Raw genomic sequence first — 11,581 nt, 5'->3', positions numbered from 1 at the left:
CCCGTTCACTCGGGGGCGCCGCCCCCCTGCCCGGGGCCCCACCCCCCGGGGTGTGTGCGGCCCCCGCCCCGGGCGGGGGCCCCGGCCCGGGGGGGGGGCGGGCCCCCCGTCCGTCGTCGAGGCGGTTTCACTCCGTCGGGGCCCAGTAGTCGGTCAGGGCGGCCGATCCGGGTTCGAGCGACTTCCAGGGGCCGTCGAAGGCGAGGACCGCGAACGCGGCGGTGTGGAAGCCGTGGGCGTTCATCCGGGTGCGGGTGTCGCCCTCCGCCCGGCCCGCCAGGATCTCGGCGAGGCCGTGCATGCCCGGGTTGTGGCCGATCAGGATCGCGTTCCGGGCGTCGTCCGGGGTTTCGTTGAGCACCGCGATCAGCTCGCCGGGCGAGGCTTCGTAGATCCGCTCCTCGTAGACCGTTTTCGGCCGGTGCGGGAGCTCCTGGACGGCGTGCTTCCATGTCTCGCGGGTTCGGATCGCGGTGGAGCAGAGGGCCAGGTCCAGGGGGATGCCGCTGTCGGCCAGCCTGCGCCCGGCGACGGCGGCGTCCATACGGCCCCGGTCGGCGAGCGGCCGCTCATGGTCGGACATCTGCGGCCAGTCGGCTTTCGCATGCCGGAAGAGGACGATCCTGCGGGATTCTGCGACGCTCATGCGTCCCAGCTTCGCACGAAACATGCCATGGGGCGCAGGGAGTTGATGCGGTCCCCCGGGGAGGGTGACGCCCTGCTCCGTCAGGGGGAACGGCATGCCCCGCGAGGGGGAACGGGGCGGGTCGGGACTCCCTGGCGCGCGGCGGCCGGGCCCGGGGTCCGCGGCTCACTGGGCGTTGTGCAGGACCGCTTGCTGGACGCGCTCGAACAGGTGGGTGATCGCCGGGTCGCCGGTCGCGGCGTGCGCGTCCGCCGGGTTGAGGATCATGAGCAGCAGGGTGACGAAGGCGAGCGTGGGCAGGGCGAGGGCCCACCAGGGCAGCCGGATGTCCACGCGTCCCGTGGTCGCCGGGCGGGGGCGGGTGTGCGTAGGGGCCGACATGCCGCCTCCGTGAGTCTTCGAGTGGTCCCTGGCCGCGGTTCGCGGTCACGATTCGAAGCTACGGAATCCGTCGCCCCCGGCCCATCCGGTGATCCACCCACTTGACCCTGACACTCACCCCCTAGGGGATGGGGGGTTATCCCTACCTCCGGGCGCGAGGGCCTGCCGATGCCGCGGACGGCGCGGGCCGGAGGGGCGGGCGGGGTGTCACGGCACCGGTGCGACGGCACCGGTGCAACGGCGGTCAGCGCGACGCCACCGGGCCAGGCCTCCGCCGGTCACGGGGAGGCGACGGTCACGGGGAGGCGACGGACGCGATGATGCCGATGATCACCGTGATGGCCAGCATCGCGCCGAGCACGAGCAGCAGCTTCTTCTGGCCGTTCTGGGGGTTCGGGTCGAGCACAGGCATGCGGCCAGTCTCGCACCCTTCGTCCGCCGTGCCGCCGCCGGGGCCCCGCTTCCGGGCTCCGCCGGGGCCCATTTCCGGGAGCCGCCGTACCGCCGCCGGGACCCCCTTCCGGGAGCCGGGGTCATCCGGCGGCCTCGTCCTCCACCGTGCGGTCGCGGCCCGCCATGATGCCGACGGCGATCTGCGGGACCATCAGGGCGGCCATCAGCGCGAGCGGCAGGCCCCAGCCGCCGCTGTGCTGGTAGAGCACGCCCACGAGCAGCGGGCCCGGGATCGAGATCAGGTACCCGGTGCTCTGGGCGAACGCGGACAGTTCGGCGACACCGGCGCCGGTGCGGGCACGCATGCCGACCATGGTCAGCGCCAGCGGGAAGGCACAGTTGGAGACGCCGAGCAGCAGCGCCCAGGCCCAGGCGCCCGCCGCCGGGGCCAGGTAGAGGCCCGCGTATCCGGCGAGTCCGCAGAGGCCGAGGACGACCACGATGGGCCCCTGCCGGGGCAGGCGGGTGGCGAGGCGCGGGATGACGAAGGCCAGCGGTACGCCCATCACCATCGTGACGGCGAGGAGCAGTCCCGCGGTGCCGGCGGCGACGCCCGCGTCGCGGAAGATCTGGGCCATCCAGCCCATCGTGATGTAGGCGGCGGTGGCCTGGAGGCCGAAGAAGACGGCCAGGGCCCAGGCGGTACGGCTGCGGGTGATGCGCAGGCCCTCGGGCGCGTGGCGGGTGACGACGGCGGCAGCGGGCACCGGGGCACCTGCGCGAGCCGCGGTGACGGAGGGGGTCTCGGTGACGGAGGGGGTCGCGGTGGTTGTGGCGGGTGCGCGGTCACCGGTACGGGACGCGGCCGGTCCACGGTCACCGGTGCCGGGACCGGCGCCCCGCGCTCGTACCAGCAGCACCCACGGCAGGACGGCCGCCGCCGCGAGTCCCGCCCACACCACGAGGCCGGAGCGCCAGTCGCCGCCGAGGGCGTCGGTCACGGGGACGGTCGCCGCCGCGGCGGCGGACGTGCCCAGGGCCAGGGCCATCGAGTACAGGCCCGTCATGGAGCCGACCCGGTCGGGGAACCAGCGCTTGACGATCACCGGCATCAGGACGTTGCTGACGGCGATGCCCATGAGCGCGAGCGCGCTCATGGCCAGGAAGCCGGCCGTTCCCCCGATGTACGGACGCACGGCGAGGCCGGTCGCGATGGCGACCATGCCCGCGCAGACCACGGCGGCGGGCCCGAAACGGCGGGCGAGCCGCGGTGCCGTCACGCCGAAGACGGCGAAGCACAGGGGCGGCACGGAGGTGAGCAGTCCGGCGGCGCCGCCGCTCATGCCGAGGTCGTCGCGCACCTCTTCGAGGAGGGCGCCGAGGCTCGTGATGGCCGGGCGCAGGTTGAGGGCGGCGAGGACGATGCCGGCCACCATGAGCCGTGCCGTCCACGCGCGCGGGAGGGGCGTTGCGGGTGCCGTGCTGCCGGTGGAGCGGCGTGTCGCGGGGAGCCGTGTCGGCGTGCGGGTTTCCTCGGGGACCATGAGGCCCATCATAGAATCATGGGATGATTGGCTGTCCAATCCCGCTGCGTTAATCTCCGGAATCTCCGGCCCCGCGCGAACGATCACACCCGGGCCCGTACGAAGGACCGTCATGCCGCTGAGCCATCCCCGCCGTTCGGCCCTGTCCGAGCAGGTCATCGCCGAGCTGCGGAACCAGATCACCTCGGGCGAGTGGCCGGTGGGCTCCCGCATCCCCACCGAGCCGGAGCTCGTCGACCAGCTCGGCGTCGCCCGCAACACCGTGCGCGAGGCGGTCCGGGCGCTCGCCCACAACGGGCTGCTGGACATCCGGCAGGGATCGGGCACCTACGTCGTGGCGACCAGCGAGCTGGCGGGCGTGATGCACCGCCGGTTCGCGGACGCCGACCCGCGGCACATCGCCGAACTGCGCTCCACCCTGGAGTCGAGCGCCGCGAGGCTGGCCGCCGAACGGCGCACGGAACGCGATCTCAAGCAGTTGGAGGCACTCCTCGTACGCCGTGAGGAGGCCTGGGAGTCGGGCGACGCGGAGGCCTTCGTGGCCTCCGACGCGACCTTCCACCTGGCGGTGGTGGCCGCGTCCCACAACGACGTCATGACGGCGATGCACGCGGACCTGGGCGAGGTGCTGCGCGACTGGCTGCGCGTGGACGTCGGCAAGGAGCTGACACCGGAGTCGTACATGGACCATGCCCTGCTCGTCGACGCGATCAGGGCGGGCGACGTGGAGGCGGCGGCCGCGGAGGCCGCGAGCTATCCCTTCCAGTGCCGGCCCGGCCCGCCGGGAGCCCGGGAGTAGGCACGGACACGGAGCGCCGGCCCGGCCCGCGGGGAGCAGGCGCGGACACAGGGCGCCGGCCCCGGGACGGGCGCGGAAGCCCGGGGCCGGCGGATCTCAGTCCTCGTGGGTGATCCAGACCGTGCGGATCTCCTTCCAGCAGCGGCCGGTCAGCCTGACGGTCGCCGCCGGTCCGACCTCGACCGGGGCGCTGTCGCTGTCGATGTCCCACCAGCGGGCGCATTCGACGTGCAGGGCGACGCGGTCGGTGCCCACATAGGGGTTGTGGCAGTACGCGACGGCCCGGGAGCCGGTGACGGTGATCCGGCACTCGGCGCCGAACGGCTGGGGCACGGCCGGCCGCCGCGCCCCCTCGTTCCGGGCGGCCCGCGGGGCCCCCTCGTTCACACCCTCCGCGCGAGGGTGTGACATCGCGTCGTGCGGAACGGCCAGTACCAGAGCGACAGCGGCGAACACCGGAACGAAGCGGCGGGACAGGCGCACAAGGGGACCTCCTCGGCCGTAAGGCTGCGGGGCGGGCGGTGCGTTCTCCCAGAGTGCCGTTCAGGGGGTCCCGCCCGCCCGGCCGACTGGGCCGAACGGGCGACGCCCCGCTCCCCGCGCGCTGCGGGAAACGGGGCGTCGGAACCGGGCGTAAGCGTTTACGCGCCGATGGCGTGCAGACCGCCGTCCACGTGGACGATCTCGCCCGTGGTCTTCGGGAACCAGTCGCTCAGCAGGGCGACGACGCCCTTGCCGGCCGGCTCCGGGTCCTTGAGGTCCCACTCCAGCGGGGCACGGGTGTCCCACACCGAGGCGAGCTCGCCGAAGCCCGGGATGGACTTGGCGGCCATGGAGCCGATCGGGCCCGCCGAGATGAGGTTGCAGCGGATGTTCTGCTTGCCCAGGTCGCGCGCCATGTAGCGGCTGGTGGCCTCCAGGGCGGCCTTGGCCGGGCCCATCCAGTCGTACTGCGGCCACGCGTACTGCGCGTCGAAGGTGAGACCGACGACGGAGCCGCCGTTCTGCATCAGCGGCAGGCAGGCCATCGTCAGCGACTTCAGGGAGAACGCCGAGACGTGCATGGCCGTGGCGACGGACTCGAACGGCGTGTTCAGGAAGTTGCCGCCGAGGGCGTCCTGCGGCGCGAAGCCGATGGAGTGCACGACGCCGTCGAGGCCGCCCAGCTCCTCGCCGACGACGTCGGCGAGACGCCCGAGGTGCTCCTCGTTGGTGACGTCCAGCTCGATGACCTTGGTGGGCTTCGGCAGCTTCCTGGCGATGCGCTCGGTCAGCGTGGGCCGCGGGAACGCGGTCAGGATGATCTCGGCACCCTGCTCCTGGGCCAGCTTGGCGGTGTGGAAGGCGATGGAGGACTCCATCAGCACACCGGTGATCAGGACGCGCTTGCCCTCAAGAATTCCGCTCATGGTGATCAGTGACCCATTCCCAGTCCGCCGTCAACCGGGATGACGGCTCCAGTGATGTACGAGGCGTCGTCCGAGGCGAGGAACCGCACCGTCGCGGCGATCTCCTCGGGCTGCGCGTAACGGCCCAGCGGCACCTGCGACACGATGTTGCCGCGCTGCTCCTCGGTGAGCGCCTGCGTCATGTCGGTGTCGACGAAGCCGGGTGCGACGACGTTGAAGGTGATGTTGCGCGAGCCGAGCTCGCGGGCGAGCGATCGCGCGAAGCCGACAAGGGCGGCCTTGGACGCGGCGTAGTTCGCCTGCCCCGCCGAGCCGAGCAGCCCGACGACCGAGGAGATCAGCACGACGCGGCCCTTCTTGGCCCGCAGCATGCCCCGGTTGGCGCGCTTGACCACGCGGAAGGTGCCGGTGAGGTTCGTGTCGATGACCGAGGTGAAGTCCTCCTCGGACATGCGCATCAGCAACTGGTCCTTGGTGACGCCGGCGTTGGCGATCAGGACCTCGACCGGGCCGTGCTCGGCCTCGATCTCCTTGTAGGCCTGCTCCACCTGCTCGGTGTCGGTGATGTCGCACTTGACCGCCAAGAAGCCGGCCGGCGGCTCACCGGAGCGGTACGTGATCGCGACCTTGTCGCCTGCGTCGGCGAATGCGCGGGCGATGGCGAGGCCGATGCCCCGGTTGCCTCCGGTGACGAGAACCGAGCGGCTCAACGGATCACCCTTTCGTTAGCGGACTGAAACCCCTGCAATACAGGCGCCTTCCCCGAAAACCTATCGGTCCGCCAGGCCTCCCAGAGAATCGGGCACCGACAGTGGGTTCGTGTCACTGCTGTCGGATCCCTACAGAAAGCCGGGGCTCCACGGCCTGAAGACGGACGCCTCGCGGCCGAAAGACGCGCCCGGTCACGGCAAAGGCGTGGCCGCCGGACCCGCCCGCGCGACATGATCGGACCCGACGGGCCACGACAGCAGGGAGACCTCGGTGCCTCATTCCATCGACGAAGCCTTCACGGCGCTACCGCTGCGCGCACTCGCCGACGCCGCGCTCGCGCGGGCGCGGGCGCTGGGCGCCGACCACGCGGACTTCCGGTTCGAGCGGGTGCGCAGCGCGTCCTGGCGGCTGCGCGACGCCAAGCCGGCCGGATCGTCGGACACCACGGACCTGGGGTACGCCGTACGGGTCGTGCACGGCGGGACCTGGGGGTTCGCGTCGGGCGTCGACCTGACGATGGACGCGGCCGCGAAGGTCGCCTCGCAGGCGGTGGCGATGGCCAAGCTGTCGGCCCAGGTGATCAAGGCGGCCGGGTCGGACGAGCGGGTGGAGCTGGCCCGGGAACCGGTGCACGCCGAGAGGACGTGGGTCTCGTCGTACGAGATCGACCCCTTCTCCGTGCCGGACGAGGACAAGGCGGGGCTGCTGGCCGACTGGAGCGCGCGGCTGCTGGCGGCCGAGGGCGTCAACCACGTCGACGCGTCCCTGCTGACCGTGCACGAGAACAAGTTCTACGCGGACACCGCCGGGACCGTGACCACGCAGCAGCGGGTGCGGCTCCACCCGCAGCTCACCGCGGTGGCCGTCGACGAGTCCAGCGGCGAGTTCGACTCGATGCGGACGATCGCGCCGCCGGCCGGGCGCGGCTGGGAGTACCTGCTGGGCACCGGCTGGGACTGGGACTCCGAGCTGGAGCGGATTCCCGTACTGCTCGCGGAGAAGATGCGGGCGCCGAGCGTCGAGGCGGGGCTGTACGACCTCGTCGTCGACCCGTCCAACCTGTGGCTGACCATCCACGAGTCCATCGGGCACGCCACCGAGCTGGACCGCGCGCTCGGCTACGAGGCGGCGTACGCCGGGACGTCCTTCGCCACCTTCGACCAGCTCGGCAAGCTCAGGTACGGCTCCGATCTGATGAACGTGACCGGTGACCGCACCGCCGAACACGGCCTCGCGACCATCGGGTACGACGACGAGGGCGTCGAGGGCCAGTCCTGGGACCTCGTGAAGGAGGGCACGCTCGTCGGGTACCAGCTCGACCGGCGGATCGCGAGCCTGACCGGCTTCGAGCGCTCCAACGGCTGCGCCTACGCCGACTCCCCCCGGCATGTTCCCGTGCAGCGGATGGCCAACGTGTCGCTGCGGCCGGACCCCGGCGGGCTGTCCACCGAGGACCTGATCGGAGGCGTCGACCGCGGCATCTACGTCGTCGGCGACCGCTCCTGGTCCATCGACATGCAGCGCTACAACTTCCAGTTCACCGGCCAGCGCTTCTTCAAGATCGAGAACGGCCGGATCACGGGCCAGCTCCGTGATGTCGCGTACCAGGCGACGACCACCGACTTCTGGGGCTCCATGGCCGCCGTGGGCGGCCCCCAGACGTACGTCCTCGGCGGTGCCTTCAACTGCGGCAAGGCCCAGCCCGGCCAGGTCGCCGCGGTGTCGCACGGCTGCCCTTCCGCCCTCTTCAAGGGTGTCAACATCCTCAACACCACGTCGGAGGCCGGTCGATGAGCGTTCAGCAGGGGAACGGCCGGGGGTCCGGGGGTCGCCTCCCGGGACAGCACAGTCTCAACACCACGTCGGAGGCCGGTCGATGAGTGCCCGTACGAACAAGCCGCACGAGATCGTCGAGCGCGCCCTCGAACTGTCCCGGGCCGACGGCTGTGTGGTGATCGCCGACGAGCAGTCCACCGCCAACCTCCGCTGGGCGGGCAACGCGCTCACCACGAACGGGGTCACGCGCGGCCGCACGCTCACCGTGATCGCCACCGTCGACGGCCGTGAGGGCACCTCGTCCGGGGTGGTCTCGCGCTCGGCCGTGACCGCCGACGAGCTGGAGCCCCTGGTACGGGCGGCCGAGGCGGCGGCGCGGGGTGCCGGGCCCGCCGAGGACGGCCGGGCGCTGGTGACGGGCGTACCGGGGTCCCCCGACTTCACGGACGCGCCCGCCGAGACCTCGTCCACCGTCTTCGCCGACTTCGCGCCGGCGCTCGGCGAGGCGTTCGCCCGCGCGCGTGCGGGCGGCCGTGAGCTGTACGGCTTCGCCAACCACGAGCTCGTCTCCAGCTACCTCGGTACGTCGACGGGCCTGCGGCTGCGGCACGACCAGCCGAACGGCACGCTGGAGGTCAACGCCAAGTCCCCGGACCGTACGCGTTCGGCCTGGGCGGGGCGCTCGACGCGGGACTTCAAGGACGTCGACCCGGCCACGATGGACGCGGAGCTGGCGGTACGGCTCGGCTGGGCCGAGCGGCGCGTCGAGCTGCCCGCCGGACGCTACGAGACCCTGCTGCCGCCGACCGCGGTCGCGGACCTGCTGATCTACCAGATGTGGTCGGCCGCCGCCCGGGACGCCGCCGAGGGCCGGACCGTCTTCAGCAAGCCCGGGGGCGGCACCCGGATCGGCGAGCGGCTCACCGAACTGCCGCTGACGCTGCGCAGCGACCCGAACGAGCCGGGCCTGGAGTCCGCTCCCTTCGTCCTCACGCACTCCTCGGGCGACGACGCCTCCGTGTTCGACAACGGGTTGCCGCTGAAGGCCACCGACTGGATCCGGGAGGGCGAGCTGCGGCATCTGTCCACCACCCGGCACAGCGCCGAGCTGACCGGGCTGCCGGTGACGCCGACGATCGGGAACCTCGTCCTCGACGGCGGCGAGGACCGTTCCCTGGAGGAGATGGTCGCCTCCACGGAGCGCGGTCTGCTGCTGACCTGCCTCTGGTACATCCGCGAGGTCGACCCGGCGACCCTGCTGCTGACCGGGCTGACCCGGGACGGCGTCTACCTCGTCGAGAACGGCGAGGTCGTCGGCGAGGTGAACAACTTCCGGTTCAACGAGTCGCCGGTGGGCCTGCTGGGGCGGGCCACGGAGGCGGGGCGGACGGAGAAGACGCTGCCCCGTGAATGGAGCGACTGGTTCACCAGGGCCGCGATGCCCGCCCTGCGGGTGCCGGACTTCAATATGAGCTCTGTCAGCCAGGGCGTATAACCTCGTACCTGATTCACGAGACCACTCAAGGAGATACGAGAACAGTGACGGACATCGTCGACGAGCTGAAGTGGCGGGGGCTGTTCTCCCTGTCCACCGACGAAGATGCTTTGCGCAAGGCGCTCGCGGACGGTCCCGTCACGTTCTATTGCGGCTTCGACCCGACCGCGCCGAGCCTGCACGTCGGTCACCTGGTGCAGGTGCTCACGATGCGCCGGCTCCAGCGGGCGGGGCTGCGGCCGCTCGCCCTGGTGGGCGGGGCGACGGGCCAGATCGGTGACCCCCGCCCGACGGCCGAGCGCACGCTGAACGACCCGGAGACGGTCGCGAACTGGGTGACGCGCCTGCGTTCGCAGATCGAGCCGTTCCTGTCCTTCGAGGGCGAGAACGCCGCGGTCATGGTGAACAACCTCGACTGGACGGCCGGCCTGTCGGCCATCGAGTTCCTGCGGGACATCGGCAAGCACTTCCGCGTCAACAAGATGCTCACCAAGGACTCCGTGGCCCGTCGCCTGGAGTCCGCGGAAGGCATCAGCTACACGGAGTTCAGCTACCAGCTGCTCCAGGGCATGGACTTCCTGGAGCTGTACCGGCGCCACGGCTGCACCCTTCAGCAGGGCGGCAGCGACCAGTGGGGCAACCTCACGGCGGGCCTGGACCTGATCCACCGCCTGGAGCCCGGGGCCCAGGTGCACGCGCTGGCGACGCCGCTGATGGTCAAGGCGGACGGCACCAAGTTCGGCAAGACCGAGGGCGGTGCCGTCTGGCTCGACCCCGAGATGACGACGCCGTACGCGTTCTACCAGTTCTGGCTGAACGTGGACGACCGGGACGTCTCGACGTACATGCGCATCCTGTCCTTCAGGTCCACCGAGGAGCTGGAGGAGCTGGAGAAGCAGACCGAGGAGCGCCCGCAGGCACGTGCCGCCCAGCGCGCGCTGGCCGAGGAGCTGACGACGCTGGTGCACGGCGCCGACCAGACGGCCGCCGTGATCGCCGCGTCCAAGGCCCTCTTCGGGCAGGGCGAGCTGACCGACCTCGACGAGCGGACGCTCGCCGCGGCCCTGTCCGAGGTGCCGCACATCCAGGTCGCCGAGGCGGGTCTCGTGGTGGACCTCTTCGCGGAGGTCGGCCTGGTGGCCAGCAAGTCCGCCGCGCGCCGCACGGTCAAGGAGGGCGGCGCGTACGTGAACAACGTGAAGGTCGCCGCCGAGGACGCGGTGCCGGCCGCGGAGGACCTGCTGCACGGGCGCTGGCTCGTGCTGCGCCGGGGCAAGAAGAGCCTGGCCGCGGTCGAGGTCACGGGCGGCTGAGGCCTACCGCGTCACCCGTGGACGTGGACGAAGGGGCAGCTCCTGGCGGAGCTGCCCCTTCGTCGTAGCGCCGTTTCCGGGAGGGCCGGGAGGGCGGGCCGGGCCGGGAGGGTGGCCGGTGTCCGTCTCAGGTCTTGACCTTGTCGCCCCGCAGGGCCATGTAGAGCATGTCGCCGAGGAAGACGAGCACGATCGCGGCGGCCAGCTGCAGCGCGTGCCGTCCCCAGTCGATGCCCCTGGTCTCGGCGATGCCGATGCCCCGGGCGATCGCGTTGCCGACGATCGCTCCGAGGATGCCGAAGATGGTGGTCAGCCAGAGAGGGCTGTGCTGCTTCCCCGGAATGATCGCCTTGGCGATCAGGCCCAGCACGAACCCGACGATGATCGCCCACAACCAGCCCATGTCCGCCTCCTCGTACCGCTCCACCGCTCCCCGTGAGCGGTACCGCCAGTCTCTGGCTGTCCTCCATACGGCGCATGTCGGGCGGAGCCGTACGCGCTACGGCGCACCGTGTCCCGCCCGGACGGGACATGCCCCGGTCTCGAAGGCGGCGCAGACGCGGCGTACCGTGGAAGCAGTCCGGGCCCGCTTCCTCGACGGGTCCGTGCCGGGTACGGACCGGGGAGCGTCCGACACAGGCAGGTGGTGGAGTGTGATCAGGAAGCAGAGCAACGTCCAGGTCTTCCGGATCACGGGAGCCAGACAGAGCCTGGACGACGACGTGCGCGGCCGGCAGCGCCGCTATGTCATCTCGATGTCCGTCCGCACGGTGGCGGTGATCCTGGCGGCCGTCCTGTGGAACGTCGAGCGGCCCGTCGCTCTGGTCGCTCTGGTCCTCGGAATTCTCCTCCCGTACGTCGCGGTGGTCATCGCCAACGCCGGACGCGAGAACGCGCCCTCGCTCCCCTCGACGTTCGTCACCGCTCCGCCGCGTCCGATGATCGCGCCGCCCCGGCCGGACGACTCCGGGAAGCCGTTCCCCGAGGATGCCGCGAGCGGTCCCGAGGCGCGTTCGGGAGCCGAGCCGCACGACTCGGACTGAGTTCGGACCGGAGCCGAACCGCGGGTGAACTCGCCCCGGTACAAGGCTGGTTCGGCTCCGGACGGACGTCG

The 11,581-nt window shown here is 71.8% G+C and carries 13 protein-coding genes; 5 read left to right on the top strand and 8 right to left on the bottom strand.

The genetic code is table 11. The features are described 5' to 3' along the window. Nucleotides 1-127: 127 nt before the first annotated feature. The 4 genes from ACFYW9_RS25460 to ACFYW9_RS25445 all read right to left on the bottom strand — a co-directional run bounded on the left by ACFYW9_RS25460 (nt 128) and on the right by ACFYW9_RS25445 (nt 2,964). A complete protein-coding gene (locus ACFYW9_RS25460) occupies nt 128-646 on the bottom strand; it encodes a histidine phosphatase family protein (protein WP_351872578.1) in 519 nt (172 codons plus the stop codon). A gap of 165 nt (nt 647-811) precedes the next feature. Next, a complete protein-coding gene (locus tag ACFYW9_RS25455; RefSeq protein ID WP_351872575.1) occupies nt 812-1,027 on the bottom strand; it encodes a hypothetical protein in 216 nt (71 codons plus the stop codon). 295 nt (nt 1,028-1,322) lie between these two features. Further along, nucleotides 1,323-1,439 carry an SGM_5486 family transporter-associated protein gene (locus ACFYW9_RS25450; RefSeq protein ID WP_326788600.1) on the bottom strand — a complete coding sequence of 39 codons (117 nt, stop codon included), beginning with the start codon at nt 1,437-1,439 and terminating at the stop codon, nt 1,323-1,325. 121 nt (nt 1,440-1,560) lie between these two features. Then, entirely contained in the window at nt 1,561-2,964 is a 1,404-nt protein-coding gene (locus ACFYW9_RS25445) for a CynX/NimT family MFS transporter (protein ID WP_389154605.1), read from the bottom strand. A gap of 112 nt (nt 2,965-3,076) precedes the next feature. On the opposite strand from ACFYW9_RS25445, the gene ACFYW9_RS25440 reads away from it, so the two are divergent. After that, nucleotides 3,077-3,763 carry a FadR/GntR family transcriptional regulator gene (locus ACFYW9_RS25440; protein WP_389154602.1) on the top strand — a complete coding sequence of 229 codons (687 nt, stop codon included), beginning with the start codon at nt 3,077-3,079 and terminating at the stop codon, nt 3,761-3,763. A 96-nt stretch (nt 3,764-3,859) separates the two neighbouring features. On the opposite strand, the gene ACFYW9_RS25435 is transcribed toward ACFYW9_RS25440, so the two are convergent. From ACFYW9_RS25435 to fabG, 3 genes are all read right to left on the bottom strand, one after another. Then, nucleotides 3,860-4,246 carry a hypothetical protein gene (locus ACFYW9_RS25435; RefSeq protein WP_389154599.1) on the bottom strand — a complete coding sequence of 129 codons (387 nt, stop codon included), beginning with the start codon at nt 4,244-4,246 and terminating at the stop codon, nt 3,860-3,862. A gap of 158 nt (nt 4,247-4,404) precedes the next feature. Next, entirely contained in the window at nt 4,405-5,172 is a 768-nt protein-coding gene (gene fabI, locus ACFYW9_RS25430) for an enoyl-ACP reductase FabI (protein ID WP_351872564.1), read from the bottom strand. A 5-nt stretch (nt 5,173-5,177) separates the two neighbouring features. Further along, nucleotides 5,178-5,882, bottom strand: a complete 705-nt coding sequence (fabG, locus tag ACFYW9_RS25425) for a 3-oxoacyl-[acyl-carrier-protein] reductase (protein WP_326788595.1) — start codon at nt 5,880-5,882, stop codon at nt 5,178-5,180. A 271-nt stretch (nt 5,883-6,153) separates the two neighbouring features. On the opposite strand from fabG, the gene ACFYW9_RS25420 reads away from it, so the two are divergent. From ACFYW9_RS25420 to tyrS, 3 genes are all read left to right on the top strand, one after another. Next, nucleotides 6,154-7,677 (top strand): TldD/PmbA family protein, encoded by a 1,524-nt coding sequence (locus tag ACFYW9_RS25420; protein ID WP_389154594.1) that lies wholly within the window; start codon nt 6,154-6,156, stop codon nt 7,675-7,677. Between the two features lie 82 nt (nt 7,678-7,759). Continuing rightward, nucleotides 7,760-9,154: a metallopeptidase TldD-related protein gene (locus ACFYW9_RS25415; protein WP_351872558.1), complete on the top strand. Its 1,395-nt coding sequence runs from the start codon at nt 7,760-7,762 to the stop codon at nt 9,152-9,154. 44 nt (nt 9,155-9,198) lie between these two features. Then, nucleotides 9,199-10,467, top strand: a complete 1,269-nt coding sequence (gene tyrS, locus ACFYW9_RS25410; RefSeq protein WP_389154590.1) for a tyrosine--tRNA ligase — start codon at nt 9,199-9,201, stop codon at nt 10,465-10,467. Nucleotides 10,468-10,594: 127 nt separating this feature from the next. On the opposite strand, the gene ACFYW9_RS25405 is transcribed toward tyrS, so the two are convergent. Beyond that, complete coding sequence (locus ACFYW9_RS25405) at nt 10,595-10,870, bottom strand: GlsB/YeaQ/YmgE family stress response membrane protein (RefSeq protein WP_326788582.1); 276 nt, start codon at nt 10,868-10,870, stop codon at nt 10,595-10,597. A 253-nt stretch (nt 10,871-11,123) separates the two neighbouring features. Here ACFYW9_RS25405 and ACFYW9_RS25400 point away from each other — a divergent pair, with 253 nt between their 5' ends. Next, nucleotides 11,124-11,510: a DUF3099 domain-containing protein gene (locus ACFYW9_RS25400; RefSeq protein ID WP_351872594.1), complete on the top strand. Its 387-nt coding sequence runs from the start codon at nt 11,124-11,126 to the stop codon at nt 11,508-11,510. Nucleotides 11,511-11,581 lie beyond the last annotated feature (71 nt).

The organism is Streptomyces sp. NPDC002698 (assembly GCF_042888945.1).
Lineage (GTDB): Bacteria > Actinomycetota > Actinomycetes > Streptomycetales > Streptomycetaceae > Streptomyces.
This window is presented reverse-complemented; position numbering and strand designations above follow the sequence as displayed.